The 23,714-nt window shown below is 65.8% G+C and carries 24 protein-coding genes and 2 tRNA genes; 12 read left to right on the top strand and 14 right to left on the bottom strand.

What is annotated here, in order from left to right; all coding sequences use genetic code 11:
• Positions 1-28: 28 nt before the first annotated feature.
• The 3 genes from BW991_RS04285 to BW991_RS04275 all read left to right on the top strand — a co-directional run bounded on the left by BW991_RS04285 (position 29) and on the right by BW991_RS04275 (position 4,362).
• Positions 29-1,192, top strand: a complete 1,164-nt coding sequence (locus tag BW991_RS04285) for an MFS transporter (protein WP_076600843.1) — start codon at positions 29-31, stop codon at positions 1,190-1,192.
• 115 nt (positions 1,193-1,307) lie between these two features.
• Positions 1,308-1,793: an adenosine-specific kinase gene (locus BW991_RS04280; protein ID WP_076600842.1), complete on the top strand. Its 486-nt coding sequence runs from the start codon at positions 1,308-1,310 to the stop codon at positions 1,791-1,793.
• Positions 1,794-1,956: 163 nt separating this feature from the next.
• Positions 1,957-4,362, top strand: a complete 2,406-nt coding sequence (locus BW991_RS04275; RefSeq protein ID WP_342067042.1) for a bifunctional diguanylate cyclase/phosphodiesterase — start codon at positions 1,957-1,959, stop codon at positions 4,360-4,362.
• An 85-nt stretch (positions 4,363-4,447) separates the two neighbouring features.
• Here BW991_RS04275 and BW991_RS23830 read toward each other — a convergent pair.
• Positions 4,448-4,534 (bottom strand) — tRNA-OTHER (locus BW991_RS23830).
• Positions 4,535-4,715: 181 nt separating this feature from the next.
• Here BW991_RS23830 and BW991_RS04270 point away from each other — a divergent pair.
• The 9 genes from BW991_RS04270 to BW991_RS04230 all read left to right on the top strand — a co-directional run bounded on the left by BW991_RS04270 (position 4,716) and on the right by BW991_RS04230 (position 12,505).
• Complete coding sequence (locus BW991_RS04270) at positions 4,716-6,032, top strand: integrase family protein (RefSeq protein ID WP_076600840.1); 1,317 nt, start codon at positions 4,716-4,718, stop codon at positions 6,030-6,032.
• Positions 6,029-6,667: a hypothetical protein gene (locus tag BW991_RS04265; protein ID WP_139335895.1), complete on the top strand. Its 639-nt coding sequence runs from the start codon at positions 6,029-6,031 to the stop codon at positions 6,665-6,667. Before BW991_RS04270 ends, BW991_RS04265 begins: the two co-directional genes overlap by 4 nt.
• A gap of 73 nt (positions 6,668-6,740) precedes the next feature.
• Positions 6,741-6,926: a DNA-binding protein gene (locus tag BW991_RS04260; protein WP_076600838.1), complete on the top strand. Its 186-nt coding sequence runs from the start codon at positions 6,741-6,743 to the stop codon at positions 6,924-6,926.
• A gap of 178 nt (positions 6,927-7,104) precedes the next feature.
• Entirely contained in the window at positions 7,105-9,240 is a 2,136-nt protein-coding gene (locus tag BW991_RS04255) for an AAA family ATPase (protein WP_076600837.1), read from the top strand.
• A gap of 105 nt (positions 9,241-9,345) precedes the next feature.
• Complete coding sequence (locus BW991_RS23625) at positions 9,346-9,669, top strand: hypothetical protein (protein WP_139335894.1); 324 nt, start codon at positions 9,346-9,348, stop codon at positions 9,667-9,669.
• Between the two features lie 109 nt (positions 9,670-9,778).
• Positions 9,779-10,120 carry a hypothetical protein gene (locus BW991_RS04250; protein WP_076600836.1) on the top strand — a complete coding sequence of 114 codons (342 nt, stop codon included), beginning with the start codon at positions 9,779-9,781 and terminating at the stop codon, positions 10,118-10,120.
• Between the two features lie 403 nt (positions 10,121-10,523).
• On the top strand, positions 10,524-10,820 hold the full coding sequence (locus tag BW991_RS04240) for a hypothetical protein (protein ID WP_076600834.1): 297 nt from the start codon (positions 10,524-10,526) through the stop codon (positions 10,818-10,820).
• A complete protein-coding gene (locus tag BW991_RS04235; RefSeq protein ID WP_076600833.1) occupies positions 10,817-11,089 on the top strand; it encodes a hypothetical protein in 273 nt (90 codons plus the stop codon). Before BW991_RS04240 ends, BW991_RS04235 begins: the two co-directional genes overlap by 4 nt.
• A gap of 198 nt (positions 11,090-11,287) precedes the next feature.
• Positions 11,288-12,505 carry a phage major capsid protein gene (locus BW991_RS04230; protein WP_076600832.1) on the top strand — a complete coding sequence of 406 codons (1,218 nt, stop codon included), beginning with the start codon at positions 11,288-11,290 and terminating at the stop codon, positions 12,503-12,505.
• A gap of 203 nt (positions 12,506-12,708) precedes the next feature.
• Here the strand turns inward: BW991_RS04230 and BW991_RS04225 are convergent, their stop codons facing one another.
• From BW991_RS04225 to BW991_RS04165, 13 genes are all read right to left on the bottom strand, one after another.
• A complete protein-coding gene (locus BW991_RS04225) occupies positions 12,709-13,254 on the bottom strand; it encodes a hypothetical protein (RefSeq protein WP_076600831.1) in 546 nt (181 codons plus the stop codon).
• A 251-nt stretch (positions 13,255-13,505) separates the two neighbouring features.
• Positions 13,506-13,581: transfer RNA gene (locus BW991_RS04220), tRNA-Thr, on the bottom strand.
• Between the two features lie 10 nt (positions 13,582-13,591).
• Positions 13,592-14,752 carry an HD-GYP domain-containing protein gene (locus BW991_RS04215; protein WP_076600830.1) on the bottom strand — a complete coding sequence of 387 codons (1,161 nt, stop codon included), beginning with the start codon at positions 14,750-14,752 and terminating at the stop codon, positions 13,592-13,594.
• 107 nt (positions 14,753-14,859) lie between these two features.
• Entirely contained in the window at positions 14,860-15,597 is a 738-nt protein-coding gene (locus BW991_RS04210) for a Crp/Fnr family transcriptional regulator (protein WP_425290204.1), read from the bottom strand.
• Between the two features lie 10 nt (positions 15,598-15,607).
• On the bottom strand, positions 15,608-17,473 hold the full coding sequence (locus tag BW991_RS04205) for a nitric oxide reductase activation protein NorD (protein ID WP_076600828.1): 1,866 nt from the start codon (positions 17,471-17,473) through the stop codon (positions 15,608-15,610).
• 12 nt (positions 17,474-17,485) lie between these two features.
• On the bottom strand, positions 17,486-18,526 hold the full coding sequence (locus BW991_RS04200; RefSeq protein WP_076600827.1) for a 4Fe-4S binding protein: 1,041 nt from the start codon (positions 18,524-18,526) through the stop codon (positions 17,486-17,488).
• Positions 18,527-18,530: 4 nt separating this feature from the next.
• The gene (locus BW991_RS04195; RefSeq protein WP_076600826.1) at positions 18,531-18,938 is read right to left on the bottom strand and encodes a magnetosome magnetite crystal formation protein family; all 408 of its coding nucleotides are present in this window, start codon (positions 18,936-18,938) and stop codon (positions 18,531-18,533) included.
• A 30-nt stretch (positions 18,939-18,968) separates the two neighbouring features.
• Entirely contained in the window at positions 18,969-19,769 is an 801-nt protein-coding gene (locus BW991_RS04190) for a CbbQ/NirQ/NorQ/GpvN family protein (RefSeq protein ID WP_076600825.1), read from the bottom strand.
• Complete coding sequence (locus BW991_RS04185; protein WP_076600824.1) at positions 19,766-20,077, bottom strand: cytochrome C oxidase subunit IV family protein; 312 nt, start codon at positions 20,075-20,077, stop codon at positions 19,766-19,768. The genes BW991_RS04190 and BW991_RS04185 overlap by 4 nt, the downstream gene beginning before the upstream one ends.
• A gap of 14 nt (positions 20,078-20,091) precedes the next feature.
• Positions 20,092-20,688: a cytochrome c oxidase subunit 3 family protein gene (locus tag BW991_RS04180; RefSeq protein WP_425290203.1), complete on the bottom strand. Its 597-nt coding sequence runs from the start codon at positions 20,686-20,688 to the stop codon at positions 20,092-20,094.
• Positions 20,689-20,889: 201 nt separating this feature from the next.
• On the bottom strand, positions 20,890-22,272 hold the full coding sequence (locus BW991_RS04175) for a cbb3-type cytochrome c oxidase subunit I (protein ID WP_076600822.1): 1,383 nt from the start codon (positions 22,270-22,272) through the stop codon (positions 20,890-20,892).
• Between the two features lie 37 nt (positions 22,273-22,309).
• Positions 22,310-22,735, bottom strand: a complete 426-nt coding sequence (locus tag BW991_RS04170; protein WP_076600821.1) for a c-type cytochrome — start codon at positions 22,733-22,735, stop codon at positions 22,310-22,312.
• A gap of 222 nt (positions 22,736-22,957) precedes the next feature.
• A complete protein-coding gene (locus tag BW991_RS04165) occupies positions 22,958-23,710 on the bottom strand; it encodes a hypothetical protein (protein ID WP_076600820.1) in 753 nt (250 codons plus the stop codon).
• Positions 23,711-23,714 lie beyond the last annotated feature (4 nt).

Here is a 23,714-nt window from a genome sequence, read left to right as displayed (position 1 = left end):
TCCCCCGTTTTCCCGTCACGAGGACAACATGCTGAAGTTCCCTGCCGGCCCCCTGTGGGCGCTGGTGACCGGCTTTGCCGCGCTGGGCGGCGTCGGCAGCGTCCTGATGACGCGCCAGCCGGAGTTCTACCAGCGCTGGAGCCTCGACAACGCCGAATGGGGCTGGGCGCTGTTCGCCACCGGTCTCGGCGGCGTGCTGGCGTATCCGCTCAACCGCTGGCTGCTGGCGCGCTGGGGCGGTCGCGGGATGTTGCACCGCTTCGGCACGGCCGGTGGCATCGTGCTGGCGGCCATCCCCTGGCTGCCCGGTGTCCCTGGCCTGTATGCGGGGCTCTTCGCGCAGGGCGTGATCTACAACGGCGTCGGCGTCGCGATCAACCAGCAGGCTTCGCAGTGGGAACTGCAGCGCGGTACGCGCATGATGGGACGCCTGCACGCCACCTTCTTCCTCGGCAGCGTGCTGTCGGCCTTCATCAGCAGCCTGCTCGCGGCGCTCGACGTCGGCCTGCCGCTGCACATGGCCGCGGTCGGCCTCGTCGCCGCGCTGATCCATCGCGCCGCTGCGGCGACGCTCGAGGCCGAGGCCGCCCGATCGACCACGCCCGTCGCCATGCATCACGCCCCCGAATCCTGGCTCGGCCTGGGCCTGCTGTTCTGCTGGTGCACCGTGCTCGAAAGCGGCGTCATGGGCTGGGCGTCGGTGTATCTCAACCAGAGCCTGCAGGCGAGCGAGAGCCTGTCCGGCATCGGCCTCGCGCTGTTTTTCGGGGCGATGGCGGTGGGGCGGCTCTTCTCGGACGGTCTCGTCACGCGTCACGGTGCGCTGCGCATCGTCCGCACGGGCGCGATCGCCTGTGCGATCTCTCTCGCGCTCGCGGCCTGGCAGCAGCAGCTGCCGGTCGCCTTGCTCGCCTTCGCCGTCACCGGTCTGGGCCTCGCTGCCGCTGCGCCGGTCATCTTCTCGGTCGCCGGGCGGATGGGCGGGGAGGCGCTTGCCCTGATCGCCGGTCTCGGGGCGCTCGGCGGACTGCTCGGACCCGTGATCCTCGGCTGCATCGCCAGCTATGTGTCGCTCGACTGGGTGCTCGCCACGCTCGCCGCGGTCGCCGTCGCGATCGCCCGGCAGGCGGCCACTCTCGATGCGGGCGGCGAGGACAGGCTGAGGGGGCGGTCGGCAGTAAGCCTTCCCTGAACGCGCCGCCGCGCACGGTCCGGCCGGGTGCTATGGTGAAGGTGACGGTCGCCTGTACGGGTATCGGTTCGGCACGACGCCACGGCGCGGCCCATCACTGGGGAGGCGCGACACCATGAATCTGATTGCTGTCAGGATCGAAAAGCCCGAGCCGATCAACTTCATCCTCGGCCAGACGCACTTCATCAAGTCGGTCGAGGACATCCACGAAGCGCTGGTGAATGCGGTGCCCGGCATCCGCTTCGGGCTGGCGTTCTGCGAAGCATCCGGCGACCGCCTGATCCGCTGGTCGGGCACGGACCACGCGATGGTCCTGATGGCACAGACGAACGCGCAGGCGATTGCTGCGGGTCACAGCTTCATCGTCTTCCTCGGCGAAGGCTTTTATCCGGTCAACGTCCTCAACGCGATCAAGCAGGTACCCGAGGTATGCCGCATCTTCTGTGCGACGTCGAATCCGGTAGATGTCCTGCTGGCGGAGACGGGGCAGGGGCGGGGCATCATCGGCGTCGTCGACGGCGCGCCGCCGCTCGGGATCGAGGATGAGCAGCAGATCGACGCACGCAAGAAGCTGCTGCGGCAGATCGGCTACAAGCTCTGAGTGCGGAACGGGGCTGAGCCGACGCCGCGCGGTCGCCGGCGGCGGGGTATCGCTTGGGCAACTGCACGTCGTTCTGCGGTGGAACCAACCTTGTGGTGCATGAAGTGTCTAAATTCGGCGCTGGCGCGTGGATGAGCGGCCAGCGGTTGATCAGGGGCGTGCCATGACGATGGACGAGCAATTGTCGGGCAGGGAGAGGATGGCGGCGACGCATCCCCATTCGGATGGGCCGGAGCTTGGCTATGCCCTGACCGCGCTGCGCGTGACCCACGCGGCCGTGCGCGCTGCGACGGACGAGCCTGGACTGTTGCGCAACGTCTGCCAGGCGGTCGTCGACACGGCGGCTTTCCGGTTCGCAGCGGTCAGTTTCGCCGATGTGGAATGCCTTACGCTGCAGCGCGTTGCATGCTCCGAACCGACGTTGGACGACTTCGGTGAGGAGTTCCCGGCGTTCGACGATTCGCCGTGGGGACTCGCCGCGCGCGAAGCCTTGCTGGCCGGGCGGCCATTCCTCGCCCCTGCCGGACATGCGTCGATTCTTGCGGTGTTGCCGCTGCGCGACGGAACGCAACTGCTCGGCGCGCTGCAGATCGCAGGCATGCGTGCGGACGGCTTCGCCGCCGGCTCCGTTGATCTCCTCCAGGAGGCGGTCAATGCACTTGCTTATGGCATGATCGTGCTGCGCAAGGCCGAGCGCCACGCCGTGGTCGAGGAGGCTCTGCGCCGGGTGAACCGCGCACGCAAGACCCTTAGCGAGGCGAACCGCGCGCTGGTGCGTGCCACCGAGGAGCAGGGCCTGCTGCAGGACATCTGCCGGATCATCGTCGAGGAAGGCGGATATCGCTTCGCATGGGTAGGCTATGCCCAGCACGACGAAGCGAAGAGCGTGGCGATCATGGCCTTTCACGGTATCGACCGCGAGTTCCTCGACTGGCAGCGCCTTACATGGGGCGAGGGCGAACGGGGACATGGTGCCACCGGCGTGGCGATCCGCACCGGGCAGCCCAGCATCGGCCGCAGCATCCGGAAGGACGAAGCCCTCGCCCCGTGGCGTGACGAAGACCTGCGGCGGGGCATCGCTGCGGTCAGCGCGTTTCCGTTGCGGCAGGGCGACGAGATCCTGGGCAACCTGACGATCGCCGCCACCGAGGAGGATGCCTTCGACGAAGCGGAAGCCAGTCTGCTCGGCGAACTGGCGGACGATCTCTCCTTCGGCATCGCGACGCTGCGCCTGCGCGAACGGAGCCGGGAAGCGCAGGAGACGATCAAGCGCATGGCCGAGGAAGATGCGCTCACGGGCCTCCCGAACCGCTGGCGACTGCGCATGCGCCTGGTTGCCGAGATCGACGCCGCCAAGGTGCACAGCGGTCCTCTGGCGTTGCTGGTGCTCGGCGTGAATCACTTCCAGGAGGTGAATGAAACGCTCGGCTACCAGCAGGGCGACGTGATGCTGTGCGAGGTCGCCACCCGCATCCGGCGTGTCATGCAGGAAGCCTCAGGCATCGCCCGCGTCGGCGAATCGGAGTTCGCGATCCTGCTGCCGCACGCGGACGCCGCGGCTGCGTCGCGCGCGGCGCAGCGCCTGCTGACCGAACTGCTCGAGCCCGTCACGATCGGCGAGATCATGCTCGACGCCGGCGGCAGCATCGGCATCGCCGTGTTCCCCGGTCATGGCACGGAGGCCGACGCGCTGATCCGCCGTGCCAACGTCGCGATGCACCAAGCGCGCCAGCAGGGACACGGGCATGCGCTCTATACCGGCGGGCGCGATCGCGAGTGCGCGGGCCGGCTCGCGCTCATCGGCGATCTGCACCGTGCGATCGACGCCGGCCAGATGCGTCTCTACTGCCAGCCCAAGGCGCGGCTTTCCAGCGGCGAGTTGTGCGGCGTCGAAGCCCTGGTGCGCTGGGAGCATCCGCTGCGCGGCACCCTGTGGCCCAACGAGTTCATCGGCCTCGCCGAGCACAGCGGGCTCATCAGCCCGCTCACCGACTGGGTCATGCAGGCTGCCTTCCGCCAAAGCTATGTCTGGCGGCAGGACGGGCTCAGCGTGCCTGTGGCCGTGAACCTCTCCGCGCGCGACCTGCGCGATCCCAAGCTGATCGAGCGCGTGCGCAATCATTTCGCGACCTGGGGCGCCGACCCGGAGGACATCCAGTTCGAACTCACCGAAAGCGCGCTGATGCAGGATCCACAGGGCAGCCGGGACTGCCTGCAGCGGCTGAAGGACCTCGGCAGTGCCCTGTTCATCGACGATTTCGGCACCGGCTATTCCTCGCTTGCGTACCTGCAGAAGCTGCCCGTCGACGCGATCAAGATCGACAAATCCTTCGTGCAGGACATGCTCGCGAACAGCGATTCGGACGTCATCGTCCGCTCGACCATAGACCTCGCACATGATCTCGACCTCGAGGTCGTCGCGGAGGGCGTCGAGGACCGGGCCGGGTGGGAACACCTGTCGGCGCAAGGGTGCGACGTCGCGCAGGGCTACGTCATCAGCGAACCGATCCGCGCCGAGGCGTTCGCGGCGTGGCGCTCGGTGCGCGTCCAGTCAGTGCAGCAGCACTAAGGCAGCGGCCCGCGCGCGGGCGGAAAGGCGCCGGCCGGAAAGCAAAAAGCCCGGTCGTGCGATCCGGGCCCGTGCGAAGTGCGTTTGGTGCCGACAATCTGACTCGAACAGATGACCTACCGCTTACAAGGCGGGAAAATAGGCGTTTTGACTACCATAGACAGATATCTACAAAATCGCATGAAAGCCGCGCCATTAGTGGATTTGCGTGGAATTTGTGCGTAATCGCTCATAGACAAAAGTAGGCGCGCATCGCTAGAATTTGGCTACACCGTGGCTACACGGATGACCTACCGACCGCGACCCGAGGGCGAGGCGGATGGCTACACGGTGTAGCCAAAGGAGCCAACATCATGCAGCGAGAACGCCTTACCCCGGATCGCATCCGCCGCTTCACGTGCCCCGAGGGAATCAAGCAAGCATTCTTGTGGGATACCGTAGCGCCGCGCCTTGCGGTGCGCGCAACGGCCGGCGCGAAGGCGTTCATCTTCGAGGCCAAGTTGAACCGCCAAACCGTGCGCGTGACGGTCGGTGACGTTCGCGCGTGGAATATCGAGGACGCCCGCACGGAGGCCAACCGCCTGCTAACTCTGGTCGACAAGGGGATAGACCCGCGACAAGACAAAGCGGAGCGCCTCGCCGCTGTGGAGGCCAAGCGGGAGGAGGCCAAGCGGGACGAGGTAACCGTGGGGGAGGCTTGGCGCGCGTATCTCAAGGCCCGCGCCGGCAAGTGGGGCGAGCGCCATCTACTAAATCACCAGAACATGGCGAAGGAGGGCGGCGCACCGCGGACCCGAGGCCGCAGGCACGGGGAGTCCGATAAGACGCAACCGGGGCCCCTGTATCCGCTGCTCGCGATGCGCCTGTCGGAACTAGACGGGGAGGCCGTCAAGGCATGGCTCGAACCGTTGGCGGCCCGCACGCCCACCCAAGCCGCGCAGACTTACCGAGCCCTGCGTGCGTTCATGAGCTGGTGTGGCGATCGGCCCGAGTACCGGGACGTAACGCACGCTGACGCCTGCAATCGGCGCATGGCGCGCGATACGCTGCCCAAGGCCCGTGCTAAGGACGACTGCTTGCAGCGCGAACAGCTCGCGCTGTGGTTCGAGCACGTCGGCAAGATTGGAAACCCGGTCATTGCAGCATACCTACAAGCCCTCTTGCTCACCGGCGCTCGCCGCGAGGAGCTCGCCGGCCTGCGCTGGGATGACTTGGACTTTCAGTGGCGAAGCCTGACCATCCGCGACAAGGTAGAAGGCGAGCGCACCATTCCGCTGACCCCCTTTGTCGCCTCCCTCCTGGCACCGCTACCGCGCCGCAACGGATGGGTATTCAGCAGCCCCAAGGCGGAATCCGGGAGGCTGCAGGAGCCGCGCATTCAGCATGTGAAGGCCCTCGCCGCCGGAGGCCTGCCCGCGCTGTCTCTGCATGGATTGCGGCGCTCGTTTGGCACGCTGGCGGAATGGGTGGAAGTGCCGGCCGGGATCGTCGCGCAGATCATGGGGCACAAGCCCAGCGCCATCGCGGAGAAGCACTACCGGCGGCGCCCGCTCGATCTGCTTCGGATGTGGCACACCAAGGTCGAAGGGTGGATCTTGGAGCAGGCCGGCATTGAGCAACCGAGCGCGGAGCAGGCGCCGGGGCTTCGCGTGGTGGGGGCGTCAGCGTGAGCGCAATTCTCTATCCTTCGGAGCGCGACCGGATCTGTGGCGCGATGAGAAACATTTGGGTTACGGACGACGGTGAACTCCTGCTAGACGCGGGAGCTGCCAGATACGCGGCGCTCGTTGAGTCTGAATTGATCGCGCCGGCGCGAGAGCTTATCAGCGGGCAGGGCGATGGCGAGCGAACCGCCGCAGTTCTTAAATTCGTGGAGTGCGCCGAAGAGGTGCTCTACGCGGTTCGCTACGACCGGACCTTGACGGGGTATCACGTAGACGATCTGTGCGCGGCATGGGGGCGCATGCTGGAGCAGTTCGCGGGAATGGGCGGTGCGGTAGCCACGGGGCAAAAGAAGGGGGGCTCCTCTCGCAAGGGCAAGCTATCGCCGCTGAATCATGCAATAGAGCGAATCTGCGAGAAACTCGGGACGCGGGATTATGCGCAAGTGCTCGATGAGATCCGCTTAGACACAACCGAGGGGTCGGACCTCCTGGATGACCTCCGCGCCGCTCGCGAGAACCCGGTGAGGGTTCGTTTCCAGGAGATCGAGGGCGATTGCGTGCGGTACCTGGATACCGTAACGCAAACCGAACAGAGCAGAAGCCTGAAAACGCTCAAGAATCAACTCGCGCCCAAAAAGTAGTCCCGGAATGCTCCCAATGTCGGGATAGCGGATTGAAAAACTGGCGCCACCTGATAGACGAACGGTGGCAGCCATGCAACAGCAACTCATTACGACCGTCACGCTTGCCAAGGCGGTCGACGTCAAGCCCGCCTCGATCCGCACCGCCTTGTGGCGCCACGGGCATTACTGCGGATTGCGCCCCATACGCCTTGAAAACGGCCGCTTGCGCTGGCCCGCGGATGCTGTCGAGCGCCTGACCGCGGGGGCGTCGCAATGAAGCGCCGCCACGTAAGCGCCGCCGCCGTTGCGGCCGGCCAACGTCTGCAGCGTGCGGGGCTCTTGGCTGCACCGCTGCCCACTCCGACTCGCACCGAGCGCCGCGCCGCTGAACGGGCCGCCCGCAAGGGCCGCTCGCTATATCACCCGCTCACCTGGCGCGGCGAAGGGGGTGAGCGATGAGCCCCGCAAATGAAAGCGCCCTCGGCCTGGCGGGGCAAGAGGGCGCGGAAAATAGCTGTACGGGCATACAGACTGTGCAAAGTGTAGTGCCGCCCCCGCCGCAGGTCAATCGGTCCCCCTTGGTGGTGAGCCTGTTCCCAACGATCACCGCCGATCCCGTCGAGTGCGAGGTTTCAGACTTGGCCGCGCTCGCGCAAATGATCTCCCAGAGTCCCCCGCGGCAATCCAAGAGCGAGCTCCCCCTCCTGAAACTCGCCCGCTTCGGAACGCAGCGAACCGCCAGAGGTAGCTTGCGCCATGACGCCAACGTCATCGAGGTGACGGGCATCGAGGTCGACTATGACGGCGGCCAAGTGCAGCCCGAAGCGGTCGCGCAGCTCCTTTCCGTCTGCGGTGTTGAGGCGTTAATTTACAGCACTGCGAGCAGTACGCCGGGGTATCCCCGCTGGCGCGCGCTCTTCCGTCTGTCGCGCCCGCGCCGCCCCGAAGAGCGCGCGACCTACGTCGGGAAACTTAATACGATCCTCGGGGGCATCTCGGCGCCCGAGTCCTTTACGCTTTCGCAGGCGTATTACTTCGGTCCCGTGGCTGGCGGCCCCGCTCCTCGCATCATCCCCACGACCGGGGCGCCGGTCGACATCGCGCTGGCGGAACTTCCTCCGATGATGCCGCAGAGCACTCCCCGTGCGCGGCCCGCGACCCCGCTCGACTGGGAAAACAAGGCGCCCGAGCAGCAGGCCGCAACGATCGCGGACCTTCGCGATGCGCTCCGGTATCTGGACCCGGACGACCGCGCATCGTGGGTCAAGACGGGTCAGGCGCTTTGCTGTCTCGGCGACATTGGGTGCGAACTCTGGGAGGAGTGGTCCGCGACGTCGACGCGCTTCCCCGGCGGGGACGGTCTCGAGCAATGGGGCACATTCAGCGGCGAGCGTACCGACTACCGCGCGATCTTCACCGCCGCCGAGGCGCGCGGGTGGGCGAATCCCCGGCGCCGGGCGAACCCGTTCACCGGCAACGTGGCCCCGCAGACCACAGACCGCTATCAGCTAATCCCAGCGGATCAGTATGCCATGCGGCCGGCGCTGCCGTGGTGCGTCAAAGGCATCCTGCCCGCTGTCGGGCTCGGGGCATTGTTTGGTCCAAGCGGAAGCGGCAAAACCTTCCTCGGCTACGATCTCAGCGAGGCCCTGGAGCGCGGCGACGATTGGTTCGGACACAAGGTCGCGGCCCCCACCCCGGTAACTTACGTCGTGCAAGAGGGCGCCGCGGGGATGCCGAAGCGGGTGCGCGCCAACCATGCGCGCAACGGGACCGGCGCAACGGCCCCGGCGATCGTCGACGCGCCTTTCTCGCTGCTTGACGTGCGCGACTGGCCCGACCTTGCAAGCGCCATCCGCAACGCCGGTCGGGCCGGCGGCGTCGTGTTCATCGACACTTTGAACGCTGCCGCGCCGGGCGCCGACGAGAACAGCGCCGAGGCGATGGGGCGAATCCTGGCCGCCGTGCGCGCGCTGCAGGCCGAAGTCGGCGGGCTCGTGATGTTGATCCACCATCCCGGCAAGGACGTGTCCAAGGGGATGCGCGGGCACTCCAGCCTGTTCGCCGCGCTCGACGTGGTCATTGAGGTTACACGCGAAGGCGATCAGCGCACGTGGCGCGTCGCCAAGTCCAAGGACGGGCAGGACGGCACCGCGCACCCCTTCCGGCTCGTGACAGTGAATCTCGGAACCGACGCGGACGGCGACCCGGTCACGTCCTGCATCGTCGAGTCGGACGACCGTCCAATGCTGCCCCGCCCCTCGGCGAAGCTCACGCGCGCCCAGCGCATCGCCATGCAGGCGCTACGGGAGGCCGCCAAGACTCCCGAGCAGCTCGCCGGCTCGACGTGCATGACCGCTACCGAGGATCAATGGCGGCAACGCGCCTATCAACTTGGCATTTCATCGGCCGATTCCACGGACGCCAAGCGCAAAGCCTTTATTCGAGCACGGGACGAAATTATCGACCGTGGGCTCGTAATTAACGAAAACGGAAATTACCGGGTCGCGTTTATCGCAAATATCGCCCACCCGGACAGCCGGACAGACACGGACAAAACCGGACATTTGTCCGGCCACGGCCCCCCGTAGACCGGACAGACACGGACACACCCCTATAGGGGGTGTCCGGGTGTCCGGCCGGGGCGTGGTGTCCCGGTGCGGCATTCATAAATTAGCGCAACTGGAGAAATTACCGTGATTACCGACGCATTTATCAGCGAACTCAACCTCGCAAATTACCTCGCCTCCCGTCAGTCCGGGCAGCCGCCGACTTACCTCGCCCGGCCGACGCTCAGTGGCGAGTTGATGACGTTCTACTGCCCCGCGTGCAGGCGACCCCATTGGCACGGGCGCATGACCGGAATCTCGCACTATGTCGCCCACTGCGCAGATAGCCGAGCGCACCCCGCCGGTTACTACGTTGGCCTGGTGCCCGAAGACTCTGCCGCGCCCGCACGGCCCGCACGCGTTACGCCGGTGGGAAGCGTCTATCCGAAATACCCGGCGATGACGGTATGACTACGGGGTAGGGGCGAGGTAAAAAGCCACGGCACGACCGACCTGGCAACCGACGCCCAAATCAAATTTTCATGAACAAACGATTTTCAAAGCACTTTGAGGCCCGACCATGACGATTGCACCGAAACCCCCGCGAGCCCCGGCCGATCTGTCGCCGGCCGCGCGCAAATTGTGGGCGAAGCTCCACGACGATTATGTGATTGACGACGCCGCACGGCTGGCGACCCTCCACGAAGGACTGCGCGCCTACGACCGAGCCGCCGAAGCCGCCGCGATCGTCACCGCTCAGGGAATCACGGTGCTCGACCGCTATGGCGTCCCCAAGGTAAACCCCGCCGTCGACGTCGAGCACCGAAGCAGAACTCTGTTCCTCGCGGCAATGAAGCAGCTCCAGTTCAAGGTCGACGACGCCCCGCCGCCCAAGATCGGCCGTCCGCCGAGGGGGCGGTAATGACCACGCGACGCAGAGACCGCAGCAATTACGGGACTGTCCCCGAGCGCGTCGCCCGGCTGCTGCTCGAGGAGCCTCCCGCCGATGATGCCGAGGCACTGTGGATGCTCATCCAGCACGGGAGCCGCCTGCGCGCACTGTGGGCGGCATACGGGGCGATCCTGCTGCCGATATGGGCGAGGCGTCATCCCGGCACCCGACCGCGCGCCTGGTGGCGTGTGGAGGCTCCGGAGGCCCGCCGCAGGACGGACGAGCGCCTTCCACAGTGGCCCGGCCCACGGGGCACCCACGGCGCCGGCGAATACGAGTCGGAGGCCGCCTACCTGGACCGGCTCGGACTTCTGCAACGGGGCGAGCGCGCCAGGATTCCCGTCGAGGGATGGGCGCCGGAGGTAGTTGCGCGATGACCGCCGCACTGCCAGAGCTCGCCGCGGATCGCGTGCCGGTCCTCGAGGATGCCTACCTGGACGCCCTCGGCGCCTATGCAGACTTGCTCGAGGACCCGCGCGCCGCGTGCCTCTTGTGGATTCCCCGCCAGATCGCCGAGGCGCGCTTATGCCGAATCGAGCAAGCCCACGACGAGGCGATCGTTACCGCAACCAAGCGCCTCGGCGAGCGCGGCACATTGCGCCGGATCCGCGCCGACCTGCTCGCCGAGAACGCCACCTCCACAACCCGCAAGAGGAGAAAAGCACCATGACCACCCAAGCCAAAGAGCTCGCCAGCATCGCCCGCGTTGCGCAGGAGGCCGCCGCCCTGATCGCCGCGGCCGTTGCGGCCGAACTCCCGCCCGAACACCGCCGGACCCTTGACGCCGCTATCACCGCAGGCGCCCGGCCCTTCCTGGTCACGCGCATCGACCCCCGCGCCCCGCGCCTGGAATTGTGGCTGCGCGAGCACGAGGGCGCCGAGCATATCGTCGCCACCATTGACCCCGCCGGCCGCGCTACGGGATCTCTTCGTCATTGACGTTATTGACGCAACCGTCAATAAGGCTTTGATTTGACAATATAAAATGCATGCCGTACGGTCGCGGACATGGCTCCCTCTAGGCACTACGGGACGTAGTGGGAGTGCCCGCCGACACACGGGACGTGTGCAGCGGGGTAAGAGCCAAACGCCTCCCCACGAGGCACACCCAAAAAATGCAATTGGAGTAACTGACAAATGAAAACGAAACTAATCTATGGCGCGCTTGCCGCGGTGGGCGCCCTGGTAATAATGGCCCTCGGCGCGGACCCGGCCGCCGCTGGCGTCCTGGCAATGGCCCTCGGCACGATGGAAGTGAAAGACCTCGAGGCCTTGCAAGAATCGCTGAAGAAAGGTTTGAAGGACCTGAGTGACCGGACGGGCCGCCAGCTTGACGACACCACGGCTGAACTGAAATCGCGCCTCCTCGACGTCGAGCAGGCGCTCGCGCATCGCGGCGGTAGCGGATACAGCGGCCCCCTCGGCGGCAGCCACAAGGCGGTTTCCGACGCGGTGCTCTCGGCGCCGGGCTTCGCCATGGTCGCGAGCCGCGAAGTCCCGGAGCTACGCGTGCGCCTGGACGCGAAGTCCCTGCATATCGGGATGAAAGCGGCCGTCGTTTCGCAAGACGCGCTCGTGCAGTCCGGACGAACCGAGATCATCGGCGCCGCTCAGCGCCGCCGCACACTACGCGACCTGCTCAACGTGCGCTTCACCGACGCCGGCTCGATGGAATTCCCCAAAGCGAGCCTGACGAACAACGCCGGCCCGCAGTACAGCTCGCCGAACCGTGAGAACGTCGCCAAGAACGAGTCGAGCCTATCCTTTACGCTCGGCAAAGCGGACGCCGTGACTGTTGCCCACTGGATCCCCGCCTCGCGTCAAGTGCTGGCCGATGCCGGCATGCTGCGCGCCTTCATCGACGGCCAACTGCTCTACGGGCTCTCGATCGAGGAGGAGGACCAAATTATGCTCGGCGACGGGAGCGGCGGCAGCATGGACGGGCTTGTGAATCAGGCCACGGCCTACAACCGCACCACGAGCGGAGATAATGGCGTGGATGTCTTACGCCGTAGCGTAACCCAGGTGCAGCTCGCCGACGGCAACCCGACCGGCATCCTTCTGAACCCGGCCGACGCCGAGGACCTCGCGCTGCTCAAGGACTCCCAGGGCCGCTACCTCGAGTGGAATGAAAAGCTCGTCCCGATCGTGGTCTCAAACGCCATTACGGCCGGGACGTTCCTCACAGGGGACTTCGCTCAGGCGTGTGATTATTGGGTCCGAGAAGATGCGCTCGTGCGGATCTCCGAGAGCCACAGCGACTTCTTCACCAAGAATATGATCGCGATCCTGGCCGAGCTACGCGCGATGCTGACCGTGTACCGGCCGGCTTTGCTCGTGAAAGGCGCGCTGTAAGGTTACTCCCCCGGCCCGGCGGGCGCCGCGAGGCGATACCGGGATGCGGAGGCCGGCATCCGCACAGGAGCAAACCGGCCGCCCCCTGGCGACGTCCCGCGCGCAGGGCACGCGCCCCGGTCCGGCATCCCACGGACGCGGGGCGCAACCTTTTGTGGACGGCTCTGGGTACTTCGAGATAGTCGAAAGTCAACGCACTGAATCTAGAGATTCACGACCACCACAACCACAGCGGCAATTGCAAATAGGATCTCAAAGATTAGGTAGAGCGACTGGCGAAAGACCGCGCAGACTAACTTTCGTTGAAGGTACGAGGGATCGGCGGTGGCTTTTTTCTGCGCGCGCTGCACGATCCAGCGGAATGGCAGGGGAATGACATCGGAATACGCACCTAGCGGGCGGGTAATGTCGAGTGATGTATTTACTTCAAGGCCGGCATCTTCAGCCATTGCTTGAATCTTCGCCTCTGTCTCAGCGTGCTTGGCAACGACCTCCCTCGCACTCGCCTCGGCCTCGGACTGAACAGAAAGGCCTAGGACGACATAAGCCGCGGCGGCACGCTGCAGTAACCCGAAGGCTAAGGCCCCAATCAAGAAAAGCAACACCGAGCGTAAGCCGGGCGTGCCAATCAGCTCTTGGCTGTCCTTAAGATTGGAAATTACAGCAACAATGGCACCGGCAACCCCAACGGTAGCCCAAGTTGCATAGCGATCGGTTGGCTCAGAGCTTGCAAGGAACGCCCGAATCATCCGAATTCGTAGCTGCTCCTCTGAGTTCCTTACAGTAATGTTCGCCCAGTTCTCGAGAGAACTGCGCAGATTGCCTCTAGCGTCACTCGACACGACATAGCTCCATGACTCGGCCGGCTTTAGGGCAGTGGTGGAGAAGGGTGGTCCACATCCGGCCACGTGATCAGCAGTTCTCGGCTACACCGTGGCTACACGGAGCCAGGAAAGCAAAAAGCCCGATCATTCTGACCGGGCTAAATACTTGATTCTATTGGTGCCGACAATCTGACTCGAACAGATGACCTACCGCTTACAAGGCGGTTGCTCTACCAACTGAGCTATGCCGGCGCGGGCCGGATTATAGCTTAACGATGGCGTCCTGAAAGCGCTGATAGATGGCTTCGACTTCCGCGCGGCAGTCGAGCAGGGCCTGTACTGCAGGGGCATAAAGCTGGGTGCCCGACATGCGCTCGATTTCCTGGAAGGCGTTGTCGAGCGTCCAGGCGGGCTTGTAGCTGCGCGCGCAGGCCAGCGCGTCGAAGACGTCGGCGGTGGCGACGATGCGGGCTTCCAGCGGGATGGCGTCGCCGGCGAGGCCGTGCGGATAGCCGCTGCCGTCCATGCGCTCGTGGTGCGCGATGACGATGTTGCGCAGCATGTCGATGTTCGACAGGGACGCGAGGCCGAAGTCGTTGATCAGGCGCTCGGCCATCTGCAGGCCGACGATGACGTGCTGGCGCATCTCCTCGCGTTCGGCGTCGTCGAGCTTGCCGGGCTTCAACAGGATGCGGTCGGGCACGCCGACCTTGCCGATGTCGTGCAGGGCGGAAAACAGGAAGATGTTCTCCGCGTAGTCGTCCGTCTTGCCGTGCGAAAGACCGATCTCGCGCGCGATGAGGCGGGCATAGCGCGCCATGCGGTCGAGGTGGGCGCCGGTTTCGAGGTCGCGCACGTGGGCGAACTGGCTCGCCAGCCGCAATCCGCCCACGAGCATCTGCACGGTGGCGAGTTCCTGCGTCACGATCATGCCGATGAGATGGCCGTAGAGCAGCAGGTCGGCGACAACGGGATCGGTGAACACGTCGCGTTCCCGCGCATCGAAGAACAGGAAGCCGAGCAGCTGGTCGCTGCGGCGGATCGGCAGTGTGAGGCTGGACAGGAAGCCCTCATGATGCAGCCAGCGCGAGTGCGTGGACTCGCTGACCGGCAGCCTGCTGAGGTCGTTCAGGACGCGTGCCTGTCCGCTGTCGGCGATCGCCAGAAGCGAGGGAACGCTGTCGATCGGGCACTCGTAGCCGTGCAGCGGGGAGATCCCCGGATCATTGCTGGCGACGAAGGTCTTGAGTCGGCGCATTTCGGGGTCGTACAGCGCCACGGCGATACGCGCGATGGTCGGATAGCGCGCGTGGATGCGCTGGTGCAGTTCGTGCACCTTGTCGCTGACCGACGCGACATGCAGGTTGCTGGCCTGCCTTGCGGCCGATGCGGCGAATTCCTGCCAGCTGTCGGTGACGCTCATGATGTTGGTTCGCGCGGGAACGGGAATCAATTATCAATTACGGCCCGAGGCGCCGCCAGTACTTTCGACACGGATCCAACGGGATGCCGCGTTGCGGCCGATGCGTGTCAGTAGCGGGCGCCGGTCGTGCGCAGACGTTCGATGTCCGGGATATGGATCGTGCGCCCCTCGACGACGATCAGGCCGGCCTCGGCCAGTTCGTGCAGGATTCGCGAGAAGTGTTCCTGCGTGAGGTTGAGCCGCGAGGCGATCGTGCCCTTGCTCGTGGGCAGGCGGATCGACACCCGTCCGCATAGCCCCGGTTCGCCGCTGCTTTCTTCCTCGCGCAGCAGGTAGCCGACGATGCGCTCGCGGCCCGAGAGCAGCGAGTAGGTCTCGACGTCGGCGATGAGGTGGTGCAGGCGCTGCGACAGGCCGGCGATGATGCGGCGGCAGAACGTGGGGTCGCGGTCCATCTCCTCGAACACCACGCTTTTGGCGATGTGCAGCAGCCGGCTGTCAGTGAGGGCCTGCGCCATCACGAAGTAGGGCTTTTCCATGAACATCACCGCCTCGCCGAAACTCTGGCCCGGGCGCATGATTTCGATGACCTTCTCCTGGCCTTCGGCGGAGGTGAAGGCGAGCTTGATCTGGCCGCACAGCACGAGGTGGAAGCCGTGGCAGGGGTCGCCGCGGTGGAACAGCACGGCGCCGCGCTCGACATTCTGTTCGCGCACGCCGCGGGCGAAACGGGCCAGTTCGGGCGGTTCGAATCCTTCGAGGAGCGGAACGTGCGCCAGCAGGCGGCACAGGTGTTCCGTGTCGGGCCTTGCGGCAGCGTGCGCTTCGCGTACGGTTGCGGTCACGGGCATCGCATCACCGAGTCAGTTGCGCATAGAACATCGGCAGGCGCGCGGGAAGTTCCTCCGGTTTGCGGATCACCGCGAAACCGGCCGGGCCGAAGAGATGGGGCAGGTAGCCGGCGCCCTCGCGGTCGATCGTCACGCAGAACGGCACGAGGCCCTGCTTGCGTGCCTCGGCGATCGCGACGCGTGTGTCCTCGATGCCGTAGCGGCCTTCGTAGAGATCGAGGTCGTTGGGCTTGCCGTCCGAGAGGATCAGGAGGATGCGGCGCGCGGCCGGCTCGTCGGCGAGGAGGGCGCTCGCGCGGCGGATTGCAGCGCCCAGGCGCGTGTAGTAGCCCGGCTTGATCGCGGTGATGCGGCCGCGGATGCGGTCGTCGAAGCGGTCGCCGAAGTCCTTCAGGCGATGGAAGCGCACCTGGCTGCGCTTCACCGACGAGAAGCCGGCGATCGCGAAGCGGTCCCCCGTCGCGCCCAACGCCTCGCCGAACAGCAGCAGCGCGTCGCGGATCACGTCGATGACGCGCGCCTCGCTCGACACCCAGCTGTCCGTGGACAGCGAGAGGTCGGCGAGCACCATGCAGGCGAGGTCGCGTTCGCGCTTCTCCAGCGACAGCCAGAGCTGGTCCGAGGGGTGGCGACCGACGGCGCGGTCGGTCTGCGCGCGCACGATGGCGTCGACGTCGAGTTCGGAGCCGTCCACCTGCGCCTTGATCCAGCGCCGGCCGGGCTGCAGCGCCGCGAACTGCTGGTGCAGGCGCTTCGCCGTGCGGCGCAGATGCTCGGGCAGGGGGCAGGGCTGGGCGTCGCGCGCGGCGAGTTCGACGAGGCGCACGTGGCCCTCGAGCAGCACGCCCTTGCGGTAGTCCCATTCCGGCAGCGGCAGGCCGTCGCCGAGCACGACGTCGTCCTCGGCAGCGGAGGGCAGGTCGAGGTCGAAGCGCACCTTGGAGGCGACGCGCTCCTTGTCCTGCGTGAGCGAAAGTTGATCCAGGTCGCGCGCCGCATCGGCGGCGTTCGGGTCGGGGTCGTCGTCGGCCGGACGATTGATGCGCAGGAACTCCGCGATCGCGAGCAGGCTTTCGGCGCGGAACATCAGCAGCAGGCCGTTCTTCTCCTTCGGCATGTCGACCTGCTCGGCGCGATGCGCGCGCCGCTCGGACTCCTCGAAGGCGGGCGGGCCGCCGTCGGCGGTCTGCTCCGGATCGGCGCTGCCGCGGCGGGCCGCTCCGCCGGCCGGGGCGAGCGAGCCGGTGAGCCACAGCAGCACGGGGTGCGCGGGCGGCGTGCCCTGCGGCACCGCCGGCAGCGCGAACACCGTTCCCGGCGCTTCGAGCGCGCGGCGGATCGCGCGTTCGCGCTCGGCCTCCTGCGGCGGAAGCTTGTCGGGGCTCGGGCGCTTGGGCAGATAGGCTTCGACGAGCCGCCGATAGCGCGGCTCAAGTCCCGGCCAGGCATGCAGTGCGGCGCAGGTCGCAAACTGGTTGCGGCGGAAGTCCCGGTCGGCTTCGTCTTCGCCTTCAGCCTCGAGGCCCTCATGCGCGGCGGCGAGCGCCGCGAGCCACAGGTAGAGATCGCGGTTCAGCGACTTCTCGGGGAAGGCGTCGATCTCCGGCGGCAGCCGCAGCGTCGACGGATCCATGCGCGCGCGTGCGGCCCGGTCGCCGGCGCCGGCGATGCGGGCGAGCAGGCCGCGCCGCGCACCGTGCTCATCGTTCGTCGCCGCAGCCACGCGCAGCCCCGGATCGCCTCCCAGCGCACGGAAGAACACGCCCGCCGTGCGTTCGATGTCCTTGAGCCGCACGACCGCGTCGGGGTGGTTGCCGACCGCGGCGCGGGTGATCAGACGGTGCCAGATCTTGCCTACGGCTTCTTCCATGTCATTTCCTGGCTAGCGTTCCTTGCCGGAGCGGAATCCGGCCTCGTTCTGGCGTGCGGCCTCGTTGCTCACCCACTGCAGCAGCGGACCCTGCGGGTTGGCGCGCTGGCTCTGTTCGCAGGCCTCGACGCACTGCGCGCATTGCGTGCAGGTGAACATCAGTCGCTTGATGTTGCGCGGCGTGAGCCGCATCGGGCACACGGCGTCGCACGCCGACTGGCGGTCCGGCAGGCAGTTCGCGCAGTCGGCGGCGCGCTTGCGCTGGAAGCCGACGACCATCGCGTTGCGGTTGCTCATCCACGCCAGGCTCTGGAACAGGCCGACGGCGCAGGCGTAGCGGCAGAAGAGATGGCGCGCGAAAAGGAATTCAACCGACAGCGCGCACGTCGCCGCGGTGAGGAAGATCGTCTGGTTGCGCGTGAGCGTGCCGCCGACGAGATTGCCGTACACCTCCGCGGGCGGCAGCAGATAGGTGAGAAACACCACTGCCCACAGGAAGGCGAAGAACGCCGCTGCCGGCACGACGATCAGCCACCAGCGCGCGTCCGCGCGCCACGGCGTGCCGTCCGCCTTCCACGGCGGCAGCGGTTCCCGGATCCACACGCTGGGCTTGCCCGAGGCCTTCTGCATCAGCTTGTTGATCGTTTCGACGACCGAGAAGTGCGGGCACAGCCAGCCGCAGTACAGGCGCCCCCACTTCCAAGACACCCACAGGAAGGCCGCCGCGCCGACGAGGATGGGGACGAACAGCCGCAACATCACGTTCGCGCCCGCTTCGAGCGCGCCGATGCGTCCGGCGACGAAATCGTCCATCCCCAGCCGCCATTCCATGCCGAGCAGCCATGCGTGGCCCGCGTCGAGGTCGTAGCGGAGGATGTCGAACACCGGCGCGAGGATGAACAGCGTGAAGAAGGCAAGCTGGAAGGCGATACGCTTCTTTTGCGTACGGTTGTGGCCCATCGGCTTCGCGGTCGCGATGGGAATCACGCGCCGGGCGGGTTTCGCCTCGAGGTCGGGATTCGCGGACAGCGGAGACGGGAACGGGGCGTTCATGGACTTACTCGTAGAGATCCGGGCCGATGAAGGGGTACTGCCAGCTGCGGCCGAGAATCGCGTGATTCAGTCCGACGACGCCGAAGATCACCAGCGTGGCGTGAAAGGAAACGAAGTAGAGGATCCCGAGTACCCACGACCATGGATCGTCCAATCCCCCGAGCAGGAAGATCCCGATGCTGACCCCGACCAGCATCGCGCCGCCGTAAATGCTCGCGACCACGGTCTGGCGCAGATGGTTGCGCACGACCAGCGGCGCGCTGTCGCGGTGACGGCGCCACAGTACCAGCAACGCGAGGAAGGCCAGCCCGGGCGCGATCAGCAGGTTCGCAAGGAAAAGCGCCTCGGCGAGGATCGCAAGGCGGGGGCCGGGCATCGGCTCCTTGAGGAGATCGGGTTCCTGGGCGGACATGGATATAGGCCGATTGACCCGGGGACGGTGTCAGCGCCCGAAGGTGGCCGACACCACCTCCATCAGCGCATCGGCGATTTCGGGGTCGTCCGTCAGGCTCTCGACGATCGCTGCGCGGCACGCCGTCACCGGGTCCATGCCGTCGCGTACCAGCAGCGCCGCGTACACCAACAGGCGCGTGCTCGCGGCTTCCTCGAGATCCTGGTCCTTCAGCGTGCGCAGCGCATGCGCGATCGACACCAGGCGCTTCGCCAGATCCGGTGCGCAGCGCGACTCGCCGATCAGGATCGCCTCCTCGCGCTCGGTGGCGGGGAAGTCGAAGCGCAGGCTCACGAAGCGCTGCCGCGTCGACGGCTTCATGCCCTTCAGCAGGTTCTGGTAGCCGGGGTTGTACGACACCACCAGCATGAAGGACGGCGGTGCGGCGAGCAGCTCGCCGGTACGGTCGATCGGCAGGATGCGGCGGTCGTCGGCGAGCGGGTGCAGCACGACCGTGGTGTCCTTGCGCGCCTCGACGACCTCGTCGAGGTAGCAGATGCCGCCCTCGCGCACCGCACGGGTCAAGGGGCCATCGCACCACACCGTCTGGCCGTCGCCGATCAGGTGGCGGCCGACGAGATCTGCGGCGGTCAGGTCGTCGTGGCAGGCCACGGTATACAGCGGCAGACCGAGGCGCGCCGCCATGTGCGCGACGAAGCGCGTCTTGCCGCATCCTGTCGGGCCCTTGATGAGCAGCGGCAGGCGGTTCTTCCACGCATGCTCGAAGACGTCGATTTCGTCGCCTGCGGGCTGGTAGAAGGGAACGTCGAGGTGGGGCGTGTCGAGCATCATGCGGCGAGTCCTTTCCAGTAGGCAATGCCGATCAGGGCGCAGACGAGCGTCATCCACCCGAGCGCGAGCATCGGCCACATCAGCGGGGCGCGGCGAAGCGCCATGTAGTCGAGGATGATCAGGGCGCCCTTGCCGAACGCGATCGAAAACAGCAGGCCGACGATCGCGGGGCCGGTCGCGCCGCTCTCGCCGACGCTCCAGGTCACGATGGTCGCCGCGATCAGCACGACCCAGATCACCGTGGCGCGCAGCGGCGTGCCGTGATCGGAGTGGGGCAGGGCGCGGGCGGAGGATCCTTGGGTTTGCATGGTTTTCACACCCCTCAACGCATTACATAGACCAGCGGGAACAGGATCAGCCACACCAGATCAACCATGTGCCAGTACGCCGCACCGGTCTCGATCCCGTTCATGTTGCCCGGGCTGTAGCGCCCCTTGCGCGCCCCGTTCCACAGCGCGGCGAGGATCACGAGTCCCAGGATCACGTGCATGAAGTGGAAGAAGGTCAGCACCAGATAGAACATGTGGAAGGTGCTCGAAGACAGGCTCACCCCCGCCGCGAACTTTGCCGTGTATTCGAACAGCTTCACGACGATGAAGCCCGCGCCGCACGCGAAGCCGCCGGCGATCCAGGTCGCTGCGCGACGCCCCTGGCCGGCTTCGGCCGCCTGCACCGCACGCACCACGAAGTAGCTCGAGGTCAGCAGCAGGATGGTGTTGAGCGCCCCGGCATTGCGGTCCAGCGCCAGCTGCTGCTCGTTGAACAGTTCGACGTTGTTCGCACGCGCGAAAGCGTAGGCGATGAAGAAGGCGCCGAAGGCGAGCAGTTCGGCGAGGATGAAGAACCAGATCGCCAGGTCGCCGGGCAGGCGCCGGGCGGGGCTGTCGGAAGCGACGGCCGGCAGGGCAGGCGGGCTCACGAGTGTTTGGGCGCATGTATTCATGTGTCCCAGTCTACGAAGGGGAGGAGCGCCGGACCTTGATTCTGGTTAACTCACGGATTTGGTGAAACAAATAGACGGGGAATATGCCCCAGTGCCCCGCAGATAAAAAAAGGGGCGGCCGAAGCCGCCCCGCAACCGCTTCACGTGCCCCGCGGAGGGCCGGAAGCGGGAGATCCATCATGCGTGGATCAGGGGTTTGCTGTCACCCTTGACGAAGAAGCTCGCCAGGTAGGTCACGAGGCCCGCGGCGAACACCACGCCGGCCCACAGGCGCATCCAGTAGAACAGCGAGATCTGGTCCTGCACCGCCATGAAGGGCATCGGGGTGTCGGACACGCGCTGCAGCCACACTTGCAGGATGCCGGCCGCGGTGAGGAACAGGGTGATGAAGACCATGGAGATCGTCATCAGCCAGAACGCCCACATCTCGCACACCTGAGCACGCTCGCCGTTCGCCGCACGACCGCGCAGCAGCGGCATCGCGTAGCTGATGATCGTCAGCACCACCAGCACGTAGGCGCCGTAGAAGGCCATGTGGCCGTGCGCCGCGGTGATCTGCGAACCGTGCGTGTAGTAGTTCACCGGAGCCAGGGTGTGCAGGAAGCCCCACACGCCGGCGCCGAGGAAGGCCATCACGCCGGTGCCCAGTGCCCACAGCACGGCAGCCTTGTTCGGATGCTCGCGGCGGCGGCGGTTCACCATGTTGAAGGCGAACACGGTCATTGCGAAGAACGGGATCGGCTCCAGTGCCGAGAAGATCGAACCGAGCCACTGCCAGTACGACGGCGTGCCGATCCAGAAGTAGTGGTGGCCGGTACCGATCAGGCCGGTGACGAGCGCCAGGGTGATGATGACGTACAGCCACTTCTCGATCACTTCGCGGTCGACGCCGGTCACCTTGATCAGCACGAAGGCAAGGATGGCGGCCATGATCAGTTCCCACACGCCTTCCACCCAGAGGTGCACAACCCACCACCAGTAGAACTTGTCCTTGACCAGGTTGCCCGGGTTGTAGAACGAGAACAGGAAGAAGATCGCCAGACCCCACAGGCCCATCAGCAGCACGATGCTGATGACGGTCTTGCGGCCCTTCAGCATGGTCATCGTGATGTTGAACAGGAAGGCCAGCGCCACGATCACGATGCCGATCTTGGTGATCAGCGGCTGTTCCAGGAACTCCCGTCCCATCGTCGCGAGGATGTTGTTGCCCGTCATCTCGGCGAGCGTCGAGTACGGCACCAGCAGGTAGCCGAGGATCGTCGCCGCGCCCGCGATCAGGAAGATCCAGAACATCAGCAGCGCGAGTTTCGGGCTATACAGCTCCGTTTCCGCCTCCTCGGGAATGAGGAAGTAGGTAGCGCCCATGAAGCCGAACAGCAGCCACACGATGAGCAGGTTGGTGTGCACCATCCGCGCTACGTTGAACGGGATTTCCGGGAAGAGGAAATCGCCGACGACGTACTGCAGACCCATGGCGAGACCGAAGATGATCTGTCCCACGAAGAGACCGATTGCCGCTATGAAGTACGGCATCGCGACCGATTGCGATGAATATTTCATGGTTATGAATTCCCTTGAAGTTGTCGATCCGATGCGCTTAGCCTTCGATGTTGGGAGGCCATTTCTGGGTATTGATTTCCGAGGTGTACTTCAGGAAGGCGACGATGTCGTCGAGCTCCTGCTCGGTGAAATTGAAATTCGGCATCTGGCGGCGTCCCGGCGTGCCGGTCGGCTGCGACTTGATCCACGCCTTGATGAACTCGGCGCCGCGACGCGGATAGACGTTGCCCAGCTCCGGAGCGAAGTAAGCGCCTTCGCCCAGCAGCGTGTGGCAACCGATGCAGTTGCGTGTTTCCCAGATGTGCTTGCCACGCAGGACCGACTCCGTCAGGTTCGCACGGTTGTCGGATTTCGGCAGTCCGCCCATGGTGTCGAACGTCAATGCCACCAGTAGCAGAAAAAAGAACACCGCCCCACCGTAGAAGATGTTGCGGGCCATCGCCTTGGTGAATGTACCGCTCATGGTTTGTCCCTCATTGTTTTGTCATGCATCCGAGTGATTGAGAAATAACCCGAAGGTTGCACGCATTCTCGGCAGCGAGGCCCCGTCGCTCCATGATTTGAATCAATTTCGGGAATTCAGCGCATTGATCGTCTCGAAGATGGAAAACGGGGCCGGGCTCGCGGGAGGATTGCCTCCACCCGCGAGCCCGGCCCCGTCGGACCGGCGCAAACCGGAAAACGATCAGTACGTGTAACCGACCATCATGCCGCCGCCCCAGTCCGGGCTGTTGTCGGAAAATCCTTTCACGCCATACACCTGCAGCTTCCACTGGGCACTCAGCTTCTGGCTCAGGAACAGCGAGGCCTCGCGGATCGGGTCGCTCGACGATCGCAGCCGCGCGCGCCAGTCATAGGCCGCGCCGACGGTGGTCGCCGGGGCAAGCTTGAAGCCGAATCCGAGGGATGCATAGAAGGGATTGCGCAGGTCCGAATCACCCATGTCCTTCCAGCCGGCGGTGCCGAACGCCGTCACGGCACCGAAGGACCTGGCAGCGTCGAACTGCAGCGCGTAATCGGTCTTGTTGTTGCCCAGGCACTTGCTTTCCGCGGTCGGCAACTTCACCTTCGCCACCGCGTCGAGCAGCAGGCCGTTCGCACTGCCGTCGAGCAGGTTGTAGCCCGCGCTTGCCGTGATGTCACCGAGCCCGGTCTTGGTGCCCGAGCAGTCGATGCCCTGGATCGGATCGCCGTCCGGGCTGACCACCGCGTTCGTCACGCGCAGGTACGGAATGGTCATCTTGTAGGTCATGCGGCCGGTCTCGTACTTTGCCGCGATCGGCACGTACCACATTTCGCTGGTCGTGTTCGTGCCGTAGTCGCCGGTCGAATAATCCAGCCCGGTCGTCAGGCTCAATTCGTTGGTACCGGCGTCCGTGCCGGCGGCCAGTGCGCTGCCGGACAGCAGCAGGGCCAGCAGGATGCGCTTGTGTTTCATTCGG

Origin of the sequence: Aromatoleum tolulyticum (assembly GCF_900156155.1) — a bacterium.
Classification (GTDB): Bacteria; Pseudomonadota; Gammaproteobacteria; order Burkholderiales; family Rhodocyclaceae; genus Aromatoleum; species Aromatoleum tolulyticum.
This window is presented reverse-complemented; position numbering and strand designations above follow the sequence as displayed.